Raw genomic sequence first — 25,024 nt, forward strand, 5'->3', positions numbered from 1 at the left:
CCTCCTCAGCTGTTGCGCAGGAAACGGTCGAGCACGCGGACACCGAACTTAAGCGCGTCGACCGGCACGCGCTCGTCCACGCCGTGGAAGAGCCCGGAGAAGTCGAGGTCGGCCGGCAGCTTCAACGGCGCGAAGCCGAAGTTGCGGATACCGAGCTGCTGGAACGACTTGGCGTCCGTGCCGCCGGAGAGCATGTACGGCAGCACGCGGGCGCCGGGGTCCTCGGCGGTGATCGACGCCGTCATGGCGTCCACGAGGGCGCCGTCGAAGGTCGTCTCGACCGGCGGCAGGCCGACCCACTCGCGTTCGACGTCCGGGCCGAGCAGCTCGGCCAGCTCGCGGTCGAACGCCTCCTCGCGGCCCGGCAGGATGCGGCAGTCCACAGTGGCCTCGGCCGTGGACGGGATGACGTTGGCCTTGTAGCCGGCGGAGAGCATCGTCGGGTTGGCCGTGTCGCGCAGGGTCGCGCCGATCATCCGCGACAGCGCGCCGAGCTTGCCGATCGAGCCCTCGACGTCGTCGTCGGGGAACTCGAGGCCGGTGATCTCGGTGACGCCGTCGAGGAACTCGCGCACGGACGGCCGGATGATGAGCGGCCACCGGTGCTGGTCTAGTTTGGTGACGGCGGCGGCGAGCTTCGCCACGGCGTTGTCGCGGTGGATCATGCTGCCGTGGCCCGCGGTGCCCTTGACCCGCAGCTTGAGCCAGCGGATGCCCTTCTCGGCGGTCTCGACGAGGTACGCGCGGACGTCGTCCTTGAGGGTGATCGAGAACCCGCCGACCTCGCTGATCGCCTCGGTGACGCCCTCGAACAGCTCCGGCCGGTTCTCCACCAGCCACTTCGCGCCGTACAGGCCGCCGGCCTCCTCGTCGGCGAGGAACGCGAACACGATGTCGCGCGGCGGGACGATGTTCTCGCGCTTGAAGTGGCGGGCCAGGGCCAGCGTCATGCCGACCATGTCCTTCATGTCGACGGCGCCGCGGCCCCACACGTAGCCGTCCTGCACGGCACCGGAGAACGGGTGCACCGACCACTCCGAGGCGTCGGCGGGCACGACGTCGAGGTGGCCGTGGACCAGCAGCGCCCCGCGGCTGGGATCGGCTCCCGCCAGGCGGGCGATGACGTTGCCCCGGCCCTTCGCGCCCGACTCGACGTACGTAGTCTCGTAGCCGACCTCGGACAGCTTCTCCGCCACCCACTCGGCGGCCTTGCGCTCGCCCACGACCGTCGCGGGATCACCCGTGTTCGTGGTGTCGATCCTGATCAGCTCGCTGACCAGCGTCACGGCCTCGTCCTGCGCCAGTGCCAATGCGTTCCCCGTTGTGCTCACCCCGCCTTCCTACCACCCGTCAGAACACGGACCAGCCTGTGAGAGTGGTGAAACGGTCCAGAGCGTCGACACCGGCGACGGAGTTGCCGCGTGCGTCCAGCGCCGGGCTCCACACGCAGATCGCGCACCTGCCGGGGACGACGGCGATGATGCCGCCGCCGACGCCGCTCTTGCCGGGCAGGCCGACGCGGTAGGCGAACTGGCCGGCGGCGTCGTAGGTGCCACAGGTGAGCATCACGGCGTTGACGCGCTTGGCACCGCTGACGCCGAGGAGCCGCGTGCCGTCGTTGCGGACGCCGTGCCGTGCCAGGAAGAGGGTGGCCTTGGCGAGGTCGGTGCAGCTCATCGCGATCGAGCACTGCCGGACGTACTCGCGCAGCACGACGTCGACGGGGTTGCGCATGTTGCCGTAGGACGCCATGAAGTGGGCGAGCGCGCGGTTGCGGTCGCTGTGGTCCAGTTCGGACTCGGCGACCTCGGGGTCGACGTCGATGCCGGGGTTGCCGCTCTCCCGGCGCAGGAACTCGAGCAGCCGGTCGGAGGCGCCGAGCCCGAGGTGGTCGGTGACGACGACGGCGCCGGCGTTGATGAACGGGTTGCGCGGGATGCCCTGCTCGGTCTCGAGCTGGACCAGCGAGTTGAACGGCGACCCGGACGGTTCGCGGCCGACGCGCGTCCACACGTCGTCGTCCTCGGCGAGGGCCAGAGCCAGCGTGAACACCTTGGAGATGCTCTGGATCGAGAACGGCCGCTCGTGCTGACCCGCGCCGAAGACCTCGCCGTCGAGTGTGGTGACGGCGAGGCCGAAGGCGTGCGGGTCGACCCTGGCGAGTGCGGGGATGTAGTCGGCTACGGCGCCGCCTGGCGTGACCTCGGAGGCGATGCGGTCCACCAGCTGTTGCAGCTCCATGGCCGCCATCCCATCACGGGACGGCTGCTACGCCACCTGGAACTCGTGGAACTTGGTGGGCTGGCCCGCCTTGACGGTGCAGGGGACGTGCACGACGCCGATCCACGTCGGGTCGCCGTTCGCCTGGCGCGGGGTCAGGGCGAGGTCCGCGTTGCCGAGGTTGATCGAGGTCGTGCCGGCGTTGGGCAGCGTCAGCGCCGGGAACGTGCCGGTGGCGACGACCTGGAACGTGCCGGACGAGGGCACCGGCGTGTTCGGGATGGTCAGCGTCGACGTCCGCGTCTGGACGCTGCCCGCGTTGTCCACGGCGATGGTCGTGGTGAGCGTGCCGTCGACCGACCGGCCGCCGATCCACCACAGCGTGTTGCGGACGGAGTCGGACACGGTGGACGTCACCGACGCCGAGGCGGGCTCCGTCGGAACGCCGACGGCGGCGGAGTCCGGCATGTTCGGCGAGCTGATCACGGAGGGGACGTCGTGCGTGCCGGCGACGGAGAACTGGCACGAGTAGGTGAGGCTGAGCTCGGCGGGCGCGGCGGAACCCGTGCCGGCCGTGGCCACACCCAGCGCTCCGGCAACCAGAACCACCGCGGCGGCGCGCGTGAAAAGTCCGGTCTTCATCTGCAGGGACCTCCTGAGTACGACATTGAACTGCAAGAAGGCGGCGTTGCGTTACCCGTCAGTAAAGTAACCGCGCCGCATTCCCGGAGGCAAGCGAAAACGCGCTTTTGTCATCTGCGTGCGAAATGACTTCCCGCGATTTGTCAGCCGCGCAGCAACAAATAGTGTGCGCGCAGCGCCAGTTCGAGGGTGAACCGCTGTTCGGCGTCGTGCATCCGATCGCCGAACAGTTCGTCCAGCTGGTTCACGCGGTAGCGCACGGTCTGCGGGTGCACCTGCAGCCGGGCGGCGACCTCGGGCGCGCCACCCCGGGCCGAGAGCCACACCAGCAGCGTCTCGGCGAGCTTCGTGCGCTGCCGTTCGGTGAGCGGGGCCAGCGGCGCCAGCGCGCGTTCGGCCAACTGCCGGGCGAGGAACTCGTCGGCGAGCACGGTGAGTTCGACGAGGTGGTCGGCGCAGTCCAGCACCGGCCGGTCCGGCAGCACCCCCTCAGCCGACAGCGCGAGCACCCGGCGCGCGCAGGCCAGCGACGCACGCGCCTGCTCCGGCGGCACCGGCGGCCCGACCGCGGCCCGCCACCCCGGCAGGGCTCCGCGGACCCAGCGCGCCACCGCGACCGGGTTCGGCACCAGCAGGTACGGGGCGGCGTCCTCGAAGTCGACCAGCACGTCGGCCGGGAGGTCGTCGGCGGGCGCGGCGGACGGTTCGAGCGCCACGGCGGCGAGGCGGTCCGGCATCGGCCACGCCGCCGCGTTCGCCGCCTCCAGCACGGCGTGCCGGCCGGCTGCCGGATCGCCGACCAGCAGTTCCACCAGCTTGCGCCGCTTGCGTTCGAGCGTGCCCGCCGCGCTCGCCTGGGCGGCCGCGTACCCCTCGACCGACAGGCTGACGAGCTCGTCGACGTGGGCGATCATCGCCTCGCCCAGCGCCGACATGAGGCGCAGCGACAGCTCACGCCGTTCGGCGAACGCGCAGACGTGCCGCCACGCGATCCGCGCGCCGATCCGGTAGGCGGCCTGCAGGCTGTCGAGGCTGCGCCCGGACTGGAACTCCCACGCGCCGAGCTTGCGGTGGATGTCGTCGTGCGGGTCGGGTTCGGACTCCGGCGAAGCGATGCGGTCGACGAACTTCACCAACGCCTGCCGGATTCCGTCGACCACGTTCTCCCGGAACGGCGTGTATTCCGGAATGGATTCCTCGATCGCCTCGAAAATGCTCACCGCGACCGGCGTGACTTCCATTCGGAGCAACGGCGCCAGCTCGCGCGGGACAGACCTGCGCGGATCGCCCGGCTCAGTCATCCTCTCGAGTGTAGGAGAAAAACGAAACCGGGTCGTTCAGCCAACCGGACCAAGTGGTTCACAGGAAGAACAGCCGCGCGACGGCGTCGCGTGCGACCAGGAACCCGGCGATGCCGAGAATCCAGCCGGTCGCACTCGCGCCCTTCTCGGCGAACCAGGTGCTGATCTTCGTCAGGAACGGGTCGACCCGGTGCCGCAGCGCCAGCCGCCCGCCGAGCAGCAGCAGCGCGGGCACGATCATGACCAGGCAGTACCCGGCGAGCAGCAACCCGATCTGCGCCGGACGCAGGTCCGCGGTGCTCATCATCCCGATCGCGCCCAGGTAGGGCAGCATCGTCGCGAGCTCGACGACACCGGCCAGCACCGCGACCCCCGCGAGCGCCGGTGTCGACCCGTTCGCGCGGTTCTGCCACTTCGCGGTGTCCAGCTTCTTCTTGCTGTCGAAGCGGAAGCTGATCGCGAAGAGGAACACGCCGATCACCAGCTGGATCCACAGCGCGACCGGCCCGTCGAGGTGGTCGACGACCTTCGAGGCGCCGAGCACGAGCAGGATCCCGACGGCGAAGTAGAACACCGTGATCGTGCCGAGGTACACGGCGAACCTGCCGAGGCGCAGCCGTCCCGGCGTGAGCATGAGCCAGATCGGGATGAACAGCGTCCCGATGCTCGTCGAATCCAGCAGCGCCAGCCCTGCCAGCGCCGCCACCAACCCCAGTGTCACTCGTTCCCCCACAGTCGTTCGAGGTGGCGGCCGATCACCCGCTCCGCCACGTCCTCCGTCATCACCTCTGGCTCCAGGGCGCGCTGAGCCGTCACCCCGTCCACCAGCGCGGCGAGCCCGACGGCCTCCCCGCCGTCCAGCCCCTCCGCTTCGAGCATTTGCCGGCACAGGTCCCTGATGACCCATGCGCCTTCCACGTGCCGTTGCAGCAACACGGGATTGGCAGCCGCCCGCGCCGCGAACGCGAGCCACACCCGTGCGCGCGCCGCGTCGTCCACGAGCGCGATGACGCACAAGGCCTTGTGCAGGCGGTCCTTCAGGCTCCCCTCCTGCGCCAGGACGGCCCGCACGCTCGTGGTGAGCTCCTCCACGAGCTGGTCCTGCGCGAACAGGAGCAGCTCGTCCTTGCTGCGGAAGTACTTCTGCAGCAAGCCCGTCGTGGCGTTCAGCTCGCGGGCGATCCGCGGCAGGCTCGCCGCGTCCAGCCCTTCGGCGTCGACCACCCGGTAGAGGGCGGCGACCACCTGCTGACGCCGTTCGACCGGGTCCGCGCGTTTTGGCACGACCGTTAGATTACGACCTTAATCCAACGCTCGCAAGTTCCGCGGCGAGCAGGTGAGGTGGCCCGCATGACATCTGTCATGGGGAACTGATGTGTCGTGGCACTGCCGCTCGCCCGGTCCTGCCGAGATCGTTGAGGCATGACAGCGATCGAGGTGCGAGGGCTGACGCGCCGGTACAGCGGAGGGTTCGAGGCCGTGCGGGGCGTGTCCTTCGACGTCGAGCGGGGCGAGATGTTCGCGCTGCTCGGCACGAACGGAGCGGGGAAGACCTCGACGGTGGAGGTCGTGGAAGGGCTGTCGCGTCCGGCGGAGGGGACCGTGCGCGTGCTCGGGCACGACCCGTTCACCGAACGCGCGGTCGTCCGGCCGCGCGTGGGGGTGATGTTGCAGGAAGGCGGTTTCCCGCCGGACCTCACGGTGTCCGAGGCGACGAGGATGTGGGCGGGGACGCTGACGTCGCCGCGCCCGGCGGCGGAGGCGTTGGCGCTGGTCGACCTGGAGCACCGCGCGTCGGTGCGGGTGAAGCAGCTGTCCGGCGGTGAGCGGCGGCGGCTGGACCTGGCGCTCGCGTTGCTGGGCAAGCCGGAGGTGCTGTTCCTCGACGAGCCGACGACCGGGCTGGACCCGGAGAGCCGGCGCAACACGTGGGAGCTGATCCGGACGCTGCTGCGCGAGGGCGTGACCGTGCTGCTGACGACGCACTACCTCGAGGAGGCGCAGGAGCTGGCCGACCGTCTCGCGATCATGCACCGCGGCCGGATCGTGGCACAGGGAACGGTGTCCGAGGTCGTCGACGCCTACCCGTCGCGCATCTCGTTCGTGCCGCCTTCCGGGGTCCCTCTGCCCGTCGTGGCCGACGCGGACTCGTCGGGACGCGTGACCGTGCGGACCAACGACCTGCAGTCGACGCTGCACGAGCTGCTGACCTGGGCACATTCGAACGACGTCGCACTGTCCGGTCTGGACGCCCGTTCGGCGTCGCTGGAGGAGGCGTTCCTGGCGATCGCGGAGGAGGCGGCATGAGGGCCGTGGCCATCGGGCAGGCGGAGCTGAAGTTGTTCTGGCGCAACCGGACCGCGCTGTTCAACTCGCTGCTGATGCCGTTGTTGCTGGTGCCGGTGCTGATCTCGGTGGACGCGAGCGGCGTGCCGCTGATCGCGGGCCTGATCGGGTTCTCGCTGCTCATGGCGGTGTACTACAACCTCGTCACGACGTTCGTGGCGCGGCGGGAGGAGCTGGTGCTCAAGCGGCTGCGCGTCGGCGAGCTGACCGATCCGGAGATCCTGTTCGGCGCGTCGCTGCCGTCGCTCGTGGTGGCGCTGGGGCAGATGCTGCTGTTCTCGGTCCTCGTCGCCGTGGTCGTCGGCGTCCCGCTGCCGGAGCGGCCGTGGTTCGTCCTGCTGGGTGTGCTGGGCGGCATCGCGTCGTTCACGCTGCTCGCGGCGGCCTCCTCGGCGTTCACGCGGACCGTGGAGATGGCGCAGGTGACGTCGTTGCCGGTGCTGATGGCGTGCCTCTTCGGCTCGGGGATGATGTTCCCGCTGGACGCGCTGCCCGAGCCCCTCGCGAAGGTGCTGGCGTACCTGCCGCTCACGCCGGTCCTCGACCTGCTGCGCGCCGGCTGGGGCGACGGCCCGGTGCTGCGGCCGTTGATCGTCCTGGCGGTGTGGATCGGCCTGGGGACCTACGCTGTGCAGCGGTATTTCCGGTGGGACCCTCGGAGGTGAGCTTGCTCGGCTGGTGGCGGTCGCGTGGCAACGCGGCGCGGTTCGACTTCTTCGTCCGCGCCACGTTCTACCTCGCCTACTTCTTCCTGCCGCCACTGCTGATCATCGGCATCGCCGAGGAGATCAGCACCGCCGCGGTGGTCGCGACCTCCGCGGCGGTGCTGCTCCACCTCGCGCTGAGCCTGCGCCTGGCGCACCTCGGCATCGAGCACTACCTGGGCAGGACCACGTTCCCCGGCCGCCTGCTGGTGCTGTACGTGGCGTACACGAGCGCCGTCCTGCTCGTCGCCGAACTGACCTACCCGCACCCGTCCCCCGGCAAGATCGACAGCCCGGCCAACGGCATCGCGGTGATGTTCCTGGTGCTGACGATCACCACCCTGTCCGCCCTGCGCCCCACCCGCCCGCTCGCGGTGGTGTCCGCGGCCGCGATCGGGTTCCTGTTCCTCACCGCCCCGATAGGCCACGCGGTCGCCAGCAGCGTCATGGTGCTGTTCCTGGCCTTCGCCTTCCGCACCACCCTGTGGATGCTCGGCCTGGTCTGGGAGCTCGACCGCTCCCGCGAGGTCCGCGCGAACCTCGCCGTGGCCGAAGAACGCCTCCGCTTCGCCCGCGACCTGCACGACGTAGTAGGCCGCAACCTCTCCGTCGTAGCCCTGAAAGCCGACCTCGCCGCCCAACTGGCGCGCCGCGGCCGTGACACGGCGATCGACGAGATGCTCAAGGTCCGCCGCATAGCCCAGGACTCCCTCGACGAGCTCCGCGCCGTCGTGAGCGGCTACCGCACCGCCGACCTCGCCGTGGAACTCGCCGGCGCCCGCTCCCTGCTGGGCTCCGCGGGCATCGACTGCCGGGTGATCGGCGACGTCACCTTCGACGGCGAACCGGCAGGCGCCCTGGGCTGGGCGGTCCGCGAAGGCGTCACCAACGTCCTGCGCCACAGCGAAGCCAGGACGTGCACGATCACGTTGCGCGGCAAGATCCTCACCATGTCCAACGACGGCGCCCGCCCCGAACCGTTCCGCTTCGGCAGCGGCCTGACCGGCCTGCGCGAACGCGTAGCGGCCCTCGGCGGCACCGTGACCGCGACCCCGGAAGCCCCCAACCGCTTCGTCCTCACCGTGGAGCTCCCGTGATCCGCATCCTCCTGGCAGACGACGAACACCTCATCCGAGGCGCCATGGCGGCACTCCTGTCGCTGGAGGACGACCTGGAGGTCGTGGCCCAAGCCGCCACCGGAGCCGAAGCCCTCGCCACCGCCCGAGTGGTCCGCCCGGATGTGGCCGTCATCGACCTGCAGATGCCCGACCTCGACGGCGTCTCGGTGGCCCAGTCCCTGGCCACCGACCTCCCCACCTGCTCCACGATGATCGTCACCAGCCACGGCCGCCCGGGCCACCTCAAACGAGCACTGGCAGCAGGCGTCCGAGGCTTCCTCCCGAAAACCGTCTCCTCGGACGTCCTCGCCACAGTCGTCCGCACCGTCCACACAGGCGGCCGCTACGTGGACCCGGCCCTCGCCGCCGAAGCCATCAGCGCCGGCGACAGCCCCCTGACCCCACGCGAAGCAGACGTCCTGGAGCTGGCCCTGGAAGGCGCCCCCATCGAGGAAATAGCCCGCCGCGCCTCCCTCTCACCGGGCACGGTCCGCAACTACCTCTCCTCAGCAGTGGGCAAAACCGGCGCCTCCAACCGCCACGAAGCAGCCCGCTTCGCCCGAGCACGAGGCTGGATCTAGCTTTCCCACCACTGCAACACCCGCAGGGCGTAGAACGTGAGCCACCTCGACGGCTCCCCACGAGGCACGTCGACCTCGAACCACACCCGGCCCGCATGCCGCCCGGCCTGCACCCACGTCCCATCGGCCTGCCGAGCGTCCCGGATCATCCCGACGGCCTCCTCCATCCGCGGATCCCCGACACCCGCGGCCCGGAAGTAGTCCATGGCGTTGAGCACGCTGTACCCCCACCGAAACGGCGACCGGAACTCGGCCACCCACTCCCCCACGACCTCCCCGGTGGACAACCGCCGGCACAGCCGCCGCTCAAGCAGGTACTCATCCCCCCGCCGACGAGCCTCCCGCGTAGCCGCCGTACCGCCAGTGGCCAACTCGTGGACCAACAACCCCTTCAACGAGTTGAGCGTGGAGTGAAACGACGACCTCACCGACCCCTCAACCCACTCGCAGTTCCACCCACCGTCCTCGAGCTGATGCTCGACGAACCACTCCGCGATCCCCTCGACAGGCGCCCCGAGCCACACCCCGTTGGCCAAGGTCCACGAGTTGATGCAGCAGTCCACCTCCCCACCCCAGTAGGGCAAGTCCTGGTACTCCCACCGACACCCTTGATCCAGCAGCTCCACGGTCCGCCGCTCCCGCAACACAGCAGGATCAAGCCCCCACTCCCGCAACGAACTCAAGGACCAGGTCGTAGCCGTCCAAGGCTGCCCACCCTCCCCAGCCCCGTCGAACCCAGCGGGGAAGAAGGCCCCACCAGCCCACATGCCGTCGCTCCCCTGAGCGGCAAGCAACCGAGCCCCAAACCCCTCCACAGCCACCCGCTCCCGCGTGGCACGCCACACAGCGTCAGGCTCCCCCGCCAGATCTCGCTGCACCTGCCACCGCAACGCAGGATCCGAGTCCACCAACCAGGCCATCACCTCAGGCATCCGACGACCCTAGCCCTCGCACCCTCCACACGTCCCCACCAGCGCAAACCCATCCATGGCACCCCGATTTTGGCGGGCGGCGACGATCATGTAATCTATGCACACACCACGGCGCGAGCCGAGGCAGAACTGAATACGTCCGGGTGGCGGAATGGCAGACGCGCTAGCTTGAGGTGCTAGTCCCCGAAAGGGGGTGGGGGTTCAAGTCCCCCCTCGGACATTCTCTTACCCCACGGGATTCGTCGGAATCCCGTGGGGTAATTCATATTTCAACCAATTTCGTGTCATCACACCAATCCAGCGCGAGCGCCGGTTGAACTGGACGACGAGCAGGTTCCACGCTTTTCAGCATTAGTAATGCGGGTCGAATTTCAAGACGGTAATCGTCATAGTGAATCTGCAAGCGTTGCTCGCGGACTTGATCGACCAACTCCTCGCCCGCACCTTCCTGCACGGGCCCAGCGGTCCGCGCGAGTAGATGTGGCAGCGCCTCGAGCAGATGGTCTTCTCGGACGTAGAGGTTCCGTGGTTCGCCGTCGGAACGTCGCTTGACGCTGGTGAAGCCATGCCGGCAGCGATAGCCAGCTCGCCCGTGAACCCAGTGCCCGTCCATCCGCCGGCCACAAAGCCCGCACGCGACGAGTCCCGCAAGCAGATAGCGTCGGACCTCGCCATCCTTGGCAGGCTTCGCCGCCCGCAGGCCCTGCACCGAGACGAACGTCTCGTCATCAACGAGCGGCTCGTGCGCGATCTGCTCAGATACCTCCCACTCGCTGACGGGGTTGTACCGCAACACTCCCGAGCCGCGGCCACCTGCACGACCTCCCGATCCATGGCCGGTCGTGCTGCTTCGGTTCCACACCTGCCGTCCGGTGTAGCGCGGGTTCTCCAGGATCATCGCCACTGTCCGGACGATCCACCGCTCCCCCGACCTGTGCGCGTTCCGCTCTGGATCCGCGCCCGACGGGCACACCACGCCACGCTCGTTGAGTTCACGCGCCAACGACGCCACCGTCCGGCCGCGTGCACGTTCGGCGAACATCCACCGCACCCACGGCGCCGTCACCGGATCCGGCGCCAACACCTGCACCCGCCTACCCCACCGACCATGCACCGGATTCGGGTGCCGACCACCATCAACCAACCGATACCCATACGGCGGCCGACCGCCCAAGAACCTGCCCTGTTGCCGAGTCTGCGCCCGCATCGCCGCCAGCACTCGCTGACGAGCCCGCGCCACCTCACGCTGCGCCTGCGCACCCAACAACACCATCAGCGCCTCATGTACCGGGCTGCCGAGCTCCACCGGGCCATCCGCTTCCGGTAGCCAGACCGCGACACCCAACGCGTTCAGCTTGGACACGACCTCACGGAACTGATCACCGTGAAACGCCCGCTCGTACTCGCCCACAACGACCGCATCGAACTCACGAGCAGGGTTTGCGGCGGCAGTCAGCAGCGCTGCGGACTCCGGACGGTCCTGCCACGACCACCGCCGAGATACGCCGACATCGAAGAACTCTCTGACAACCGAACCGACGCCCTCGATCAACTCCTCCGATACGGCACGTTGCCACGCATGAGACGTCTGAACGTCTTGAAACGTGCTCGTCGACATCCGGCCGTAGAACGCAAAGCGCAGGCCAGGCTCCTCAGACGGTGCCACTGGACGGCGGCGTCCCGTCAACGCGGCAACCAGTTCGGCGTTCGTCAACGTGGCCACAGTCAGCTCCCTCGGTCAAAAACCGAGACCCAGCTGCCGAAGGCGTCGTGACGACGTCCTGTCCATCTCCACCCAAACAGACCAAGAGCGAGCCAGACCAGACATCAGGCCAGCTCACCCCCAGCCCGGAGTTCTCCCACACGGGCCACTCAAACCAGGCTCGACGTGCTCGCCTGGATCAACCTGCCTCAATACCCGCGTGACGCGTCGACACCGAGAACCATCCGTCCGAGGTCCGTGCCACGACTAGGACACGCTTCCCTAGGCCGCAGGAAGCATCCAACCCTCACGGCGGCGTGGGTCAGGCGGTCGTGACGTCGTAGGCGTGGCCAGCGAGCCGCAGGCGATCGATCAGAGGCCGGCCCATGGCCGTCGCAGGCGTGAGCGAGCCGGACCGCTGCGGGAGGTCGTCGAGGGCCAGGCAGAGGGCGCTCTGCCCGAGCATGACGGCCGTCGCGGCGTAGCCGGGATCGCCCGGTCCGGCGACTGTCGCCCGGTAGCGGCGCCCCGAGCTGGTGGTGGCGTGCAGCACCGAACGGAACCAGCCCTTCGCACGAGCCTGTTCGCTGGGCCCGGTACCGGGCGCGGGCAGCACCCGGTCGAGCAGGCCGCGGACGGGCCTGACCGACATCGCGCCGACCAGCCCGGCCAGCCCACCGGTGATACCCGCCGCCATGAGCGCTCCGGTGACGCCCCGCCCCGCGCCCATCACCTCGCCGTAGCGCAGCTCTGGCCCGTAGGCCCAATCGAGCAGGGCGTTGCTGCGCCGCACGATGCGGGTGTTGAACGGGGCCATCACGAACGGCGCCTGCCACGTCCCGTCGGCGGCGCGGGAGGGCATCCCCGCGTCACGGGGCTGGGCGGGCGTCGGCTCTGCCGCGCGGTCGGGACTGAGCGCATGCGGATCCGCGGCAATGCGCCGCAGGCCGGGATTGCTCTCGTAGGCCTCGATCTGCGCCCGCAGCGAGTCGATCGTGCCGCCGCTGAAACCGCCGCGGACCGTAGCCACCAACCGCACGTCGGTGAGCGGACCCGCGCCGTCGGCCACGGCCCGCTCGTGCAGCAACAGCATGCCCAGGTCGGACGGGATCGAGTCGTAGCCGCAGGCATGCACGATCCGGGCTCCGGACTCCAGGGCCAGCTCGTGCACGGCGTCGATCGCGGCGCGGACGAACAACACCTCGCCGGTCAGATCCGCGTAGTGCGTGCCGGCCCGTGCGCACGCCTCGACGACCGGGAGCCCGTAACGCGCATACGGGCCGACGGTGGTGGCGAGCACCCGCGTCGACGCGGCCAGCGCCGCCAGCGCGACCGGGTCCCCCGAGTCGGCGACGACCAGCGGCCACTCCCGCGCCGCCGCAGGCAGCTCGGCCCTGGTGGCGGCGAGCTTGTCCGCGGACCGCCCGGCCAGCGCGAACCGCACGCCCTCGGGGGCGTGCCGGGCCAGGTATGCGGCGGTCAGCGCCCCGACGAACCCGGTGGCGCCGTAGACGACGACGTCGTGCTCACGATTCATGACCGTCAGCATGCCCCTAACGCTCCGGCCACCGCGCCGGTCGGGTGGCCTGGACGCGGTGCGGGAGGAATGCGGTCGTGCTCCTACACACCGCCTCGCCCACTGCAGGCCGTGTTCTCCCGCGCCATACGCTCGATCAACGCCACGACGGTCTCATCGACCCGCAGTCGACCAGCCCGATTCGGGTAGGTCCACTTCTTGGCGACCAGGCGCCGATGCCACGGCAACACCGTGCCCGGCGACACCAACCGGTGCTCCCGGAGCCAGCGAGGTAGTCGCCGTGCCAAGGCGGCCAGCACAGCGCGGTCAGCCCAGTCCGACCGCGGACGACCATGAGTACGGCGCAACACCGCGACCTTATGCCGCAATACCAACAACTCGACGTCCTTCGATGCCGACGACCGGCCGAGCAGGAGCAGCCAGCCACCCAGCTGGACAAAGACTAGGTACAGCAGTCGCAGCGTCACGCTCACGAACATGCCGACCGAACAACAGAGCCCGACCACCGCAGCTCAACACATGTATGCAGAGTTCTGGCACCTCACACGGTATGAGACCTCGGAGCTGACCGGGATGTGCGTGTGTTCCGCGAGGAACAGCGCGCTCAGGCCGCGCTTCTCAAGACCTGGTCCGAGGATCGTCGGTCCGATGCTTCCGTCAGTCAGGAAGGTCGAAACACCCAACTTCGCCGGGCTTCTCCATCATTCACGAGGTGGCACGACTCATCTTGATCAGCTCGTCCAGCCGGTCAGCGGGCAATGCGGCGGGGAGGAAGCCCGCGAACTGGTGCAGGGTCATCCCGCGAGCCATCTTCATGCCGTCCTCGACGTGGTCGCTCTGCTCGGATGCCGGAGTGCCCATGACGGAGTGGAGCAGCTCGGTGAACTGCGCTCCGACGACCGGGTGGTCGAACCAGTCGCCGACGGTGGACTGCATCGAGAGTTCCGCGACCAAGGATTCACCGGCAAGCGACATGACCTGCTCGGCGACGATCTCGATCACCGAATGTCCGATCTGGACGGTGTAGTCACCGGGTGCCACCACCCAGCGGCCCTCCAGCACGTCCCAGTAGGCGAAGGCACGGCGGTCGAGGTCCAGGGTGATGGTGCGGGTTTCGCCCGGTGACAGCTCGACCTTCTCGAACGCTCGCAGCTCGCGCGCGGGTCGCCGCACGGGGCCCGCGGTGGTGGCCACATACACCTGTACGACGTGCTTACCCGAGCGCGGGCCGGTGTTCGTGACGGTGACGTCGAGCTGGGCGGTGTCGGGGCCGGTGGCGGTGACGGTCAGGTCGGTGGTGGTGAAGGTGGTGTAGCTCAGTCCGTGCCCGAACGGGTAGCGCACATCGCGTTCGGCGGTGACGTAGTGGCGGTAGCCGACCATCACGCCTTCGCCGTAGCGCACGTGTCCTTGTTCGCCGGGGAAGTTGAGGTGTGCCGGGGTGTCTTGCAGCCGCAGGGGGATCGTTTCGGCGAGGTGGCCGGACGGGTTGACCACGCCGTAGAGCAGGTCGGCCAGCGCCGCGCCGCCGGCCTGGCCGAGCAGCCAGCCTTCCAGGATCGCGTCGACCTGGTCGTGCCAGCCCTCCAGCGACACCACGCCGCCGTTGGACAGCACCACCACGGTGCGCGGTGCCGCCGCGGCCACCGCCTGGATCAGCTCCACCTGGTCGGCGGGCAGGTCGATGTGCTCGCGGTCGAAGCCTTCCGACTCGCGCACGATGCCCGCGAACACCACGGCCACGTCGGCGGTGGCCGCGACCTTTGCGGCTTCCGCCCGCAGCTGTGCCGGAGCACCACTGCCGTCGCGGTAGTAGCCGGGGGCGTAGTCGACCTGGCCCGCCGCGTGCGAGCGGATGGTGTGCAGCGCTGTCTCGAGCAGCGTCGGGTTGATGTGCGAGCTGCCACCGCCCTGGTACGAGGGCAGCACGGCGAACTCGCCGATGACGGCGACACGTGAGGTCTGCGCGATGGGCAGCACGGCGTGTTCGTTGCGCAACAGCACCGCGCACTCGGCGGCGACCTGCCGGGCCACGGCATGCCCTGCCTCGATCTCCTCCTTGCTCAGCACCGGGTCCCGGTCCGAGGGCTGGACGTACCGCCCGAGCGCGCCTACCCGGCGCGCGGCGGCGTCGACCACCGCCTCGGGCAAGCGGCCCGATCGCACCGCGGCGACCACCTCCTGGACGGACGACGGCGCCCCCGGCATCTCGAGGTCGGTGCCCGCGGCCAGGGCTGCCACCCGGTCGTTCACCGCGCCCCAGTCCGAGACCACGAGGCCGGTGAAGCCCCACTCCTCGCGCAGCACCTCGGTGAGCAGCCAGTGGTTCTCGGAGGCGTACACGCCGTTGATCTTGTTGTAGGAGCACATCACCGTGGCCGGGGACGCCTCGGTGACCACCCGTTCGAACGCGGACAGGTAGATCTCGCGCAGGGTCCGCTCGTCGACGTCCGCGCTGATCCGCATGCGCTCGGTCTCCTGGTTGTTGACCGCGAAGTGCTTGACCGACGCGCCGACGCCTTCGGCTTGCAGGGCACCGACGTAGGCAGAGCCCAGCACGCCCGACAGGTGCGGGTCTTCGGAGTAGTACTCGAAGTTGCGCCCGCACAGCGGTGTGCGCTTGATGTTCACGCCAGGACCGAGCACGACGTCGGCGCCCAGTGCACGGGCTTCGCGCGCGACGGCGGTCGCGACCTGCGCGGCGACCTGCCGGTCCCAGCTCGAGCCGACCGCAACCGCGGGCGGGAAGCACGTGGCGGGAAGGCTGGGGTTGATGCCCAGGTGGTCGCTGGTGTCGGCTTGCCGGCGGATGCCGTGCGGACCGTCGCTGAGCACGACGGGTTTCAGCCCGGCTTCCTCGTCGGCGGCGGTGGACCAGAAGTCGCCGCCTGTCAGCAGCGCGGCCTTGCGCTCCAGCGGCAGGTCGGCGGGATCGAGTCCGTTCATCGTGGTGCTCCTGGATGCGAAGGGATCAGGCGGTCTTCTCAGCGGTGACCAGCACTTCGGCCGTCAGGCCGGGGTCTGCGGCGACGCTGACGCGGATGTCCCCCGGTCCCGTGGGACGGATGACGGCGAGCACACGGCCGCAGAACGTCGAATGGGCGGCGGCGGTGAACGGTTCGGTGTTCTGCGGGTTGCCGCTGCCGAGACCCTGGAGGACGGCTGGACCGTCGATGGTCACCTCGATCCGGCGATCGGCCGCGGTGTGCACCACGCCGTCTCGGTCAACCAGGGTGATCTCGACGAACGTCAGGTCGTCCACGCCCGCCGTGATGATCGACCGGTCCGCAGTCGCGGTGAGAGCGACCTCGCCGATCGCTGTGCGCAGCTCGGCGCGACCGGTTTCCGCACCGCCGCGGTAGGCGATCGCGGTGACGACACCCTCGGCGTAGGGCACCTCGAACTCCGCGCGGTACCGGTGCACGGTCTCGCGTCCCAGCGACGCGCCGTTGACCAGCAACTCGACCTCGTCGGCATCACTGTAGACCTCGACCTCCAGCGGCTTGCCCTCCTGGCCGGGCCAGGTCCACGAGGCGATGCTGTCGCTCCAGGCCCACGGCGAGGACACGACCTCACGTCCGCGGGACTCCGGCCTGCGGACCGCGAGGTAGGGCGCGGATCGCAGGCCGAAGACGATCTCGCGGTAGTAGGAGGCCGGGCGGCGCACACCGGTGATGTCGATGTCACCGACCCACGCGGTGAGCCACGGGTAGTCGGCCATGAAGCTGCCCGGTTCGTCGCGGTACTGCGGCCTGCCGACCCCGACTTCGCCGAGGTAGTCCCACCCCGCCCAGGTGAAGTCGCCGATGACGTGCGGGTACTTCATGACCAGGCGCCACAGGTGGTCGATGCGCGTGGGAAAGGTCTCCGAGCCGACGATGACCCGGTTGGGGAACAGCTCCTGATCCAGCTCGTAGCGGCCGTCGAGGTAGTTCAGGCCCGCGACGTCCAGGGTGGCGAAGACCTCGGCGGTGCGTTCGGTGACCAGGTCGGAGGTGCCGATCTGGTTCATCATCTCCCCCGCGTCCGACATGAACGTGTTGATCCCGGTGCCTTCTGCCTGGCGGGCAGCGGCCTGGGCTTTCAGCTCGTCCATGACGGTGAGCAGGGCGTTGACACCGCTGGTCACGTACCGGGTGCTGTCCAGCGACCGCACCCGCTCCGCCAGCCGCCGCGCCCAGATCGCGCCGTGCGGGCGACCGGCCTCCGGGATCTCGTTGCCGATGGAGTAGGCGAAGACGCTCGGGTGGTTGCGGTCCTTGCGCACCATCGCCTCGATGTCGCGTTCCCACCAGTCGGCGAAGTCCAGGGCGTAGTCGAAGTCGCTCTTGTTCTGAGTCCACATGTCGAACGCCTCGTCCATGACCAGCACTCCGAGCCGGTCGCAGGCGTCGAGCATCGCGCGGCTCATCGGGTTGTGCGAGCTGCGGATGGCGTTGAACCCCGCCTGCTTGAGCAGTTCCACGCGCCGCTCCTCGGCCCTGGCGATCGCCGCGGCACCGAGGACGCCGTTGTCGTGGTGGACGCACGCTCCGCGCAGCTTGACGACTTCGCCGTTGATCCGGAAGCCGCGCACCGCGTCGAGCTCGAGCGTGCGGATGCCGAACGTGGTGTCCGCTTCGTCGATCACGTCCTCGCCCGCCCGAACAGTGACCGATGCGCGGTACAGCGACGGCGAGTCGACGCTCCACAACGCCGGATGCAGCACCGTCATGCGTTGACGCAGCACAGCGTCCTCACCCGGAAGCGCGCTCACCGGGGCGCGGTCCACCGCGACGACGTTGTCCTCGGCGTCGAACAGCGTGGTTTCGACCGTGACGGTGCTCAGCCTCCGGGCTTCGTTCTCGATCGTCGTGGCGACGTGCACCACGGCACGGTCGTGGCCGATGTCGGAGGTGGTGACGGCGATCCCGTCGAGCGCGACGTGCACCGGGTCGGCGACGACCAGGTGCACGGGACGGTGGATGCCGCCGCCGGAGTACCAGCGCGAGTCGCGGTGCGACCGTGCCTCGACTCGCAGGACGTTCTCCTCGCCGTAGCGGATGAAGTCGTCGGCCTTGACGGAGAAACCGGTGTACCCCGACGCCCAACGGCCGGCGAGGTCGTCGTTGAGGTACACCAGTGCCGACCGGTACACACCCTCGAACTCGATCCGGATCCGCTTCGCGGCCCACTCCTGCGGCACGAAGAACTTCTTCGTGTACTCCCAGACGCCGCCGGGGAAGAAGCCCGTCGCCGCCCCACCGTCCATGCCGGCGTCGCGCTGGGTGCCGATGACGGCGTCATGCGGCAGGGTCACCGGCTCAGCGGGAACCGATCGGCTGAGCTCGGCGAACTCGTTCACCTTCGCGCGGAACGCCCAGCCATCGGAGAACTGCTGACGGATCACTGGTGCTGCCTTTCGCAGGAACGTCTCGGTGGTTGGTGGCGCGCGCAACCAAGCGGCGAGGCGTACCGTACGGGCCAGCGGTTGCCCGCGCAACCACCTGCGGCTGCTGCTAGCGTTTGCCGAGGTTGCGCGCACAAGCAGAACAGTGGAATGGACGCATGACTGACCGTGGACTGAAGGATCGAAACGACCGGCGGGTCACCGCGGCAGACGTGGCGAAGTCCGCCGGCGTGTCGCGTGCGACCGTGGGCTACGTCCTGAACAACACCCCGGGAACCCGCATCTCCCCGGAAACACGCCGGCGTGTCCTGGACGAAGCCACCCGCCTGGGCTACCGGCCCAGTGCGGCCGCCCAGGCGCTAGCCCGCGGCAGGTCGAAGATCGTGCTGGTCGTGCTGCCCGACTGGCCGCTGGAGATCACCCTCCGCACCCAGTTGGACGAAGCAGCCCGAGTGCTGGACGAGGCCGGTTACGCCGTCATCGTCCACACCGACCACGGATCCGAACACGCCCAGCCGTTGTGGAAGCTCGTCGAACCGGAAGTGGTCGTCGGACTCGTCCCGTTCACCCCGGCCCAGGTGCGTTCCATTCGTGCGGCGGGGATCTCGCGCATCACCCCGGATCCGGAGCGGCGTCTGGACATCGGCGCCATACCGGCGGTGGTGGCGGGTGCCCAGCTCCAGGTCCGGCACCTCGCGTCGCTGGGCCACCAAGCCCTGGCGTTCGCGTCACCGGCTGATCCGCGTCTCGCCGACCTGGCGGCCGTCCGGCGCGCAGCCGCGGAACAAGAAGCCGCGGCACTGGGCGTAGAGGTGCGCGACGCCCGTGCGGTCGACCATCGCGACGACGCCCTGCCGTCGGTGCTGCACGCCTGGTTGTCGGCCGGCATCACCGGCGTGGTCGCGTTCAACGACGACGTGGCGGGCACGATCGCTGGCACAGCGGCACGGGCGAACATCTCCGTGCCGGAAGATTTGGCGGTCGTGGGGCACGACAACACCCCCATGGCGTCCTACTTCGTCCCCACCCTTTCCTCGGTGGGCATCGACAGCGTGGGTTTCGGGCGGTGGATGGCCCAGCAGGCCCTGAACCTGGCCGAAGGGCAGCCCGGCACCGACGAACTCCCAGCGCCCACCGCCTTCCTGATCGAACGCGAATCGACCAGCCCGGCGCGGTGAGCACACCGCGCCAGCCGGCGCGGGTCTCCTGAGATCGACACACGCTCATAACAACGTGAACTCGTGGTTGCGCGCGCAACCTAGCCGACGTAACGTCTGCGAAACTTCGGTTGCGCGCGCCACCTCTCTCAGTCGAGACACTGGAGTCACCGCGATGACGAGCACCATGCACGACGTGGGACCGGTCGAGGAGAACCTGCGGCCGGTCAGCGGCTGGTTCATGACCGTCTACACGCTCACCAACTTCGGCCTGTCACTCGTGGTCCTGATGCCGATCCTCTTCAGCCTGGCCTACAAGATCCAGGTCGTGGACCCGGCCTCGAAGGAGAGCAGCCTCGGGCTGGTCATCGGCGTCGCCGCGGTCGTGTCGATCGTCATCGGTCCGGTCATCGGTGCGCTGAGCGACCGGACCCGTCTGGCGTGGGGCCGCCGCCGGCCGTACCTGCTCGCGGGGATCGTCATCAACGCCGCCGGCTCGCTGCTGATCGCCACCTCGTCGTCGATCCCGGCGATCCTGGTCGGCTGGGTGGTCGCGACCATCGGCCTGACCTTCGCGGCGACGGCGGTCAACCCCGTCATCGCGGAGTGGGTGCCCCAGGCGCAACGCGGCAGGCTCGGGGCGTTCGCCGGTGTGGCCGCACAGCTGGCCGGGGTGGCGGCCACCCTGATCGGGAGCCTGCTGCTCGACCACCAGGTGCTGCTGTTCCTGCTCCCGGTGCTGGTCCTCACGGTGATGTCGGTGTTCTTCCTGTTCACCGTCCCCGACCGCCCTGCGGAGTCCACCACGCAGGCGACGTCAGCAGTCCGCTTCGTCAAGGATCTCGCGTTCAACCCGTTGGAGCACCGCGATTTCTCGTTGGTGCTCATCGGCAAGTTCTTGCTGACACTGGGTACGAACTTCTTCACGACCTACCAGCTGTACTTCATGCTCGACCGGTTGAAGCTGGTGCCGGCGGAGGCAGGGCAGAAGCTCGCACTGCTCGGGGGGATCGGCGTTCTGGTCGGGACGATGTCCGCCATCATCAGCGGCCTGATCTCCGACCGGATCAAACGGCGGAAGCCGTTCATCTACGGAGCCGCCGCGGCGATGTCCGGCGGCCTGGTCATCGCCGCCGTGGCGAATGATCTGGTGGTCTACAGCGCGGGCGCCATTCTGCTGACGGTCGGCGTGGGCATGTTCGGCACGGTCGACCTGGCGCTCGTCAGCGACGTCATGCCGGACCGCGGGAAGCGGGCCGGCAAGTACATGAGCATCTACTACAACATCGCCAGCAGTCCGGCCGGAGCGATCGCCCCGATCCTCGCGCCGCTCGTGCTGGCCATCGGTGGTGGCGCCAACTACGCCGCGTTGTTCCTCACCGCCGCCGTCCTGGCGGTGGGCGCGGGCGTGACGGCTTGGCGAATCCGCAGCGTCCGATGATCATCACGGAGAAGAGCGAGCAGTTGACAACGCCCATCATCGCCGGGTTCTTCCCCGACCCGAGCATCTGCCGGGCCGGAAACGCCTACTACCTGGCCAACTCCAGCTTCGAGTACGCACCCGGCGTGCCGATCCACCGCAGCACCGATCTGGTGACCTGGACACCGGTCGGCAACGCCCTGCACCGGCCGAGCCAGCTCGACGTCCGCATCGCCCCTGCGAGCACCGGTGTGTACGCGCCGACGCTGCGCCACCACGGGGACAAGTTCTGGATGGTGACGACGAACGTGCTCGAGCACCACCGCGGCCAGCTGATCGTCACGGCCGACGACCCGGCGGGTCCGTGGTCGGACCCGGTTCACGTGGACGGCGCGATCGGGATCGACCCTGATCTGATGTGGGATGAAGACGGGGTCTGTCACCTGACGTGGGCTTCGAACCTGCCCGGAATCGCGAGCATGCCGATCGATCCCGCGACCGGCACGGCCCTCGGCTCACCGCGATTGCTGTGGCAGGGCACGGGACTCGCTCACCCGGAGGGGCCTCACCTGTACCGGCGCGACGGCTGGTGGTACCTCGTGCTCGCGGAGGGTGGCACCGAGCGCGGGCACACCGTCACCGTCGCGCGGGCCACCTCCCTTGCTGGGCCGTGGGAGGCCGCGCCGACGAACCCGATCCTCACTCACCGCAGCACCACCCATCCCGTGCAGAACACCGGCCACGCCGACCTCGTCGAGCTGGCCGACGGCTCGTGGGCCGTGGTCTACCTCGGCGTGCGACCACGCGGACGGACACCGATGTTCCACGTCAACGGCCGCGAGACGTTCATCGCGGGGGTGACGTGGATCGACGGGTGGCCGGTGGTCGACGAGGAGCGCTTCGCCCCGGCCCCACCGGACTACTCGTTCGTCGACAGGTTCGACTCCACCGAACTCGACCACCGCTGGGTCTCCCCCAACGTCTTCCCGGACGCCTTCACCAGGCTGGAAGGCGGTCGCCTCGTGCTGACCGCTCCAGCCGAGGGCGACCCGAAGCCGGTGCTGTCGGCACGGGCGCGTGATCCCGAGTGGACCGCCGAGGTCCGGCTCGACACCTCCGCGGGCATCGGGCGGTTCCTCGTCCGGATCGACGAGTCGCACTGGTACGGACTCACTGCCGACGCGGAAACGGTCACGGCCACCGTGGTGATCGGTCCTGCCCACACCCCCGTTGCCCAGGTGCCGTTGCGCGGACGGGCAACACTGCGCATCTCCGTCCGTGAACCCGTCGCGGTCTCGCCCATGCCGGTGCACGAGCCCGATCTCATCGAGCTGGCCGTCATGGCGGACGACGGAACACCGGAGGTGCTCGGGACCTTCGACGGCCGCTACCTGTCCACCGAGGTGGCGGGTGGGTTCACCGGTCGCACGTTCGGCGTCGAACCCGTCGCGGGCGAGGTCGCGGTCCACCACATCTCGTACAGATCACTTGGCTGACAAGGAATCCTGTGAATCACACCTGGCACGCCAGCTTCGTGGCATCCGAGGCGGCGGGCGATGCGGCGCCGTACTTCCGGCGCGAGTTCACCTCCGGAAAACCGGTGCGGGCGACGCTGCACGTCACCGGACTCGGCATCGTCGAGCCCTACCTCAACGGTGTCCGCGTGGGAGACGAAGTGCTCGCGCCGGGCTGGAACTCCTACCGCCACCGCCTGCACGTGAGCCGATACGACGTCACCGGCCTGGTCCGCGACGGTGCGAACGCGATCGGCGCGATCGTCGGTGACGGCTGGGCGGTGGGCCGGATCGGGTACGAGGGCAAGCGCAACCTCTACACCGACCGACCGGCGCTGTTCCTCCAGCTCGAACTCGACCACGGCGACCGCATCGAGATCGTCAGCACGGCGGAAGGTTTCCGCTGCGGGACCGGAGCGGTCCTCGCCAGTGACCTGCTCGACGGCGAAACCTACGACGCCAGGCTCGAACCCGAAGGCTGGAGCGCGTCCGGATTCGACGACAGTGCGTGGACACCGGCCGTTCCGTTCGACTGGAGTCTCGACACGGTGGTCACCACCGACGCACCGCCGATCCGGCGGATCGAGGAGCTCACGCCGGTCTCGGTCACCACGAGCCCGTCCGGCAGGACGATCGCCGACTTCGGGCAGAACATCGCCGGCTGGGTGCGGATCACGACGTCCGGCCCTGCCGGCGCCGTGATCACCCTGCGGCACGCGGAAGTCCTCACCGCCGGCGAACTGGACACGACGAGCCTGCGGACCGCGACCGCGACCGACCGGTACACCTGCCGTGGCGGCGAGGCGACGTGGGAGCCGCGGTTCACCTTCCACGGTTTCCGCTACGCCGAGGTCGACGGGCCGTTCGACGAGATCCGGGCCGTGGTCGTGCACAGCGACATGACCCGCACCGGCTGGTTCGACTCCTCGCACGAGCTGCTCAACCGGCTGCACGCCAACGTGGTCTGGTCGATGCGCGGAAACTTCGTCGGTGTGCCGACGGATTGCCCGCAACGGGACGAGCGCCTGGGCTGGACCGGCGACCTCAACGCGTTCGGCCCGACTGCCGCGTTCCTGTACGACGTGCGTGGTGTGCTCGGCTCCTGGCTCGCGGACCTGGCCGCGGAGCAGCGGGACAAGGGTTACGTGCCGATGGTGGTCCCGGACGTGCTGTCCACGCCGGCACCGCCGACCGCGTTGTGGAGCGACACCGCGGTGAGCCTGCCCTGGACGATCTACCAGGAGTACGGCGACGAAGAAGTCCTGCGCCGCCAGTACGACTCCATGTCCTCCTTCGTCCGGGACGTCGAGGCACGGCTCGACGAGAACGACCTGTGGAGCACCGGGTTCCAGTTCGGCGACTGGCTCGACCCCGACGCCCCGGACCACAACGCGTCGGGCGGCAAGACCGACCGGCATCTCGTGGCCTCGGCGTTCCTGTGCCGGGTGACCAGGGAAATGGCCGACACCGCCGCAGTGCTCGGGAAGCACGACGACGCCGTCCACTTCACCGCCCTGGCCGAACGGGTGCGGGCCGCCTTCCGCCGCGAATACGTCACGGCGACAGGCCGGGTCACCGGCGAGACCGCCACGGCGTACGCGCTCGCGATCTGCTTCGGCATTCTCGACCCTGCGCAGGAAACCCATGCAGGCAACCAACTCGCGCGGCTGGTCGCCAAGGCCGGCTACCGCATCTCCACCGGATTCGCCGGCACCCCCTACGTCTGCGAGGCGCTGAGCCGCACCGGTCACGTCGACGACGCCTACCGGGTCCTGTTGCAAACCGAGTGCCCGTCGTTCCTCTACCCGGTCACGATGGGCGCCACCACCATCTGGGAGCGCTGGGACGCCATCAATCCCGACGGCACACTGCACCTGACGGGGCTGGACTCGCAGAACCACTACGCCCTCGGGGCAGTGGCGAACTGGCTGCACCGTGTCGTCGGCGGCCTCACGCCCGCAGAGCCCGGCTACCGCACCATGCGCATCGCTCCCCAGCCGGGCGGTGGCCTCACCCACACAACCCTCACGCACGACACGATCCACGGCCGGGTCACCATCGCATGGCGCACGGCCGACGACCGCCTGCGCGTGGAGGTCGGCATCCCGGAGGGCACCACGGCGACGGTCGTGCTGCCGCAGCACCCGGACGGTTTGGTGGAGGAAGTCACCGAGGGCAACCACACGTGGGAGTACGACACGCCGAAGCCACCGCAGCGGTCGTACACAATGGACACTCCCCTCCAGGCGCTGGCCAACGATCCGGAGGTCTGGCGCGCGGTCACCGCGGTGTTCGACAAGCACCTCCCCGGCATCCCGATCTACGGCAACACTCCGGAGAGCGCGGGCATCTCGCTCAACACCATGCTCGACTACCTGCCGCAGACGCCGGCCGAGCTGAAGGCCGGCCTCGTCGCGGCCATCGGCGCGGAGGCCGAGCACTGAAATGCCCGCACCAATTG

The 25,024-nt window shown here is 69.3% G+C and carries 20 protein-coding genes and 1 tRNA gene; 9 read left to right on the forward strand and 12 right to left on the reverse strand.

Annotated elements, in window-relative coordinates; genetic code table 11:
• Positions 1-5: 5 nt before the first annotated feature.
• From V1227_RS08055 to V1227_RS08080, 6 genes are all read right to left on the reverse strand, one after another.
• Entirely contained in the window at positions 6-1,331 is a 1,326-nt protein-coding gene (locus tag V1227_RS08055) for a M20/M25/M40 family metallo-hydrolase (protein WP_329791877.1), read from the reverse strand.
• A 19-nt stretch (positions 1,332-1,350) separates the two neighbouring features.
• Entirely contained in the window at positions 1,351-2,241 is an 891-nt protein-coding gene (locus tag V1227_RS08060; RefSeq protein ID WP_329791878.1) for a glutaminase, read from the reverse strand.
• A 27-nt stretch (positions 2,242-2,268) separates the two neighbouring features.
• Positions 2,269-2,862, reverse strand: coding sequence for a DUF6801 domain-containing protein (locus V1227_RS08065; protein ID WP_329791879.1), 594 nt, complete (start codon positions 2,860-2,862; stop codon positions 2,269-2,271).
• Positions 2,863-3,005: 143 nt separating this feature from the next.
• The gene (locus V1227_RS08070; protein ID WP_329791880.1) at positions 3,006-4,163 is read right to left on the reverse strand and encodes a PucR family transcriptional regulator; all 1,158 of its coding nucleotides are present in this window, start codon (positions 4,161-4,163) and stop codon (positions 3,006-3,008) included.
• A 58-nt stretch (positions 4,164-4,221) separates the two neighbouring features.
• Positions 4,222-4,884: a GAP family protein gene (locus V1227_RS08075; protein ID WP_329791881.1), complete on the reverse strand. Its 663-nt coding sequence runs from the start codon at positions 4,882-4,884 to the stop codon at positions 4,222-4,224.
• Positions 4,881-5,447 carry a TetR/AcrR family transcriptional regulator gene (locus V1227_RS08080; protein WP_329791883.1) on the reverse strand — a complete coding sequence of 189 codons (567 nt, stop codon included), beginning with the start codon at positions 5,445-5,447 and terminating at the stop codon, positions 4,881-4,883. The genes V1227_RS08075 and V1227_RS08080 overlap by 4 nt, the downstream gene beginning before the upstream one ends.
• A gap of 138 nt (positions 5,448-5,585) precedes the next feature.
• Between V1227_RS08080 and V1227_RS08085 the strand changes: the two genes are divergently transcribed.
• Genes V1227_RS08085 through V1227_RS08100 form a run of 4 tightly spaced genes read left to right on the forward strand, consistent with a single transcriptional unit; the run spans position 5,586 to position 8,912 of the window.
• Complete coding sequence (locus tag V1227_RS08085) at positions 5,586-6,470, forward strand: ABC transporter ATP-binding protein (protein WP_329791885.1); 885 nt, start codon at positions 5,586-5,588, stop codon at positions 6,468-6,470.
• Positions 6,467-7,174, forward strand: a complete 708-nt coding sequence (locus tag V1227_RS08090) for an ABC transporter permease (protein WP_329791887.1) — start codon at positions 6,467-6,469, stop codon at positions 7,172-7,174. The genes V1227_RS08085 and V1227_RS08090 overlap by 4 nt, the downstream gene beginning before the upstream one ends.
• Complete coding sequence (locus tag V1227_RS08095; RefSeq protein WP_329791889.1) at positions 7,171-8,310, forward strand: sensor histidine kinase; 1,140 nt, start codon at positions 7,171-7,173, stop codon at positions 8,308-8,310. Before V1227_RS08090 ends, V1227_RS08095 begins: the two co-directional genes overlap by 4 nt.
• Positions 8,307-8,912: a response regulator transcription factor gene (locus V1227_RS08100; RefSeq protein ID WP_329791891.1), complete on the forward strand. Its 606-nt coding sequence runs from the start codon at positions 8,307-8,309 to the stop codon at positions 8,910-8,912. The genes V1227_RS08095 and V1227_RS08100 overlap by 4 nt, the downstream gene beginning before the upstream one ends.
• Here V1227_RS08100 and V1227_RS08105 read toward each other — a convergent pair.
• Positions 8,909-9,538, reverse strand: a complete 630-nt coding sequence (locus V1227_RS08105; RefSeq protein WP_329791892.1) for a hypothetical protein — start codon at positions 9,536-9,538, stop codon at positions 8,909-8,911. The genes V1227_RS08100 and V1227_RS08105 overlap by 4 nt on opposite strands.
• Positions 9,539-9,981: 443 nt before the next feature.
• Between V1227_RS08105 and V1227_RS08110 the strand changes: the two genes are divergently transcribed.
• Positions 9,982-10,064, forward strand: a tRNA-Leu gene (locus V1227_RS08110).
• 42 nt (positions 10,065-10,106) lie between these two features.
• Here the strand turns inward: V1227_RS08110 and V1227_RS08115 are convergent.
• From V1227_RS08115 to V1227_RS08135, 5 genes are all read right to left on the reverse strand, one after another.
• Entirely contained in the window at positions 10,107-11,567 is a 1,461-nt protein-coding gene (locus V1227_RS08115) for a recombinase family protein (protein ID WP_329791893.1), read from the reverse strand.
• A 301-nt stretch (positions 11,568-11,868) separates the two neighbouring features.
• Positions 11,869-13,083: a saccharopine dehydrogenase family protein gene (locus V1227_RS08120; RefSeq protein ID WP_329791894.1), complete on the reverse strand. Its 1,215-nt coding sequence runs from the start codon at positions 13,081-13,083 to the stop codon at positions 11,869-11,871.
• An 83-nt stretch (positions 13,084-13,166) separates the two neighbouring features.
• Positions 13,167-13,550, reverse strand: a complete 384-nt coding sequence (locus V1227_RS08125; protein WP_329791895.1) for an integrase — start codon at positions 13,548-13,550, stop codon at positions 13,167-13,169.
• Positions 13,551-13,788: 238 nt separating this feature from the next.
• Positions 13,789-16,029 (reverse strand): glycoside hydrolase family 3 C-terminal domain-containing protein, encoded by a 2,241-nt coding sequence (locus V1227_RS08130; protein ID WP_329791896.1) that lies wholly within the window; start codon positions 16,027-16,029, stop codon positions 13,789-13,791.
• A gap of 25 nt (positions 16,030-16,054) precedes the next feature.
• A complete protein-coding gene (locus V1227_RS08135; RefSeq protein WP_329791897.1) occupies positions 16,055-18,472 on the reverse strand; it encodes a glycoside hydrolase family 2 TIM barrel-domain containing protein in 2,418 nt (805 codons plus the stop codon).
• Positions 18,473-18,630: 158 nt separating this feature from the next.
• On the opposite strand from V1227_RS08135, the gene V1227_RS08140 reads away from it, so the two are divergent.
• The 4 genes from V1227_RS08140 (at position 18,631) to V1227_RS08155 (ending at position 25,007) form a co-directional block, all read left to right on the forward strand.
• On the forward strand, positions 18,631-19,650 hold the full coding sequence (locus tag V1227_RS08140) for a LacI family DNA-binding transcriptional regulator (protein ID WP_329791898.1): 1,020 nt from the start codon (positions 18,631-18,633) through the stop codon (positions 19,648-19,650).
• 154 nt (positions 19,651-19,804) lie between these two features.
• The gene (locus tag V1227_RS08145; RefSeq protein WP_329791899.1) at positions 19,805-21,070 is read left to right on the forward strand and encodes an MFS transporter; all 1,266 of its coding nucleotides are present in this window, start codon (positions 19,805-19,807) and stop codon (positions 21,068-21,070) included.
• Positions 21,067-22,545 carry a glycoside hydrolase family 43 protein gene (locus V1227_RS08150; RefSeq protein WP_329791900.1) on the forward strand — a complete coding sequence of 493 codons (1,479 nt, stop codon included), beginning with the start codon at positions 21,067-21,069 and terminating at the stop codon, positions 22,543-22,545. The genes V1227_RS08145 and V1227_RS08150 overlap by 4 nt, the downstream gene beginning before the upstream one ends.
• A gap of 11 nt (positions 22,546-22,556) precedes the next feature.
• The gene (locus V1227_RS08155; protein ID WP_329791901.1) at positions 22,557-25,007 is read left to right on the forward strand and encodes an alpha-L-rhamnosidase; all 2,451 of its coding nucleotides are present in this window, start codon (positions 22,557-22,559) and stop codon (positions 25,005-25,007) included.
• Positions 25,008-25,024 lie beyond the last annotated feature (17 nt).

The organism is Lentzea sp. DG1S-22, assembly GCF_036321065.1.
Taxonomy (GTDB): Bacteria; Actinomycetota; Actinomycetes; order Mycobacteriales; family Pseudonocardiaceae; genus Lentzea; species Lentzea jiangxiensis.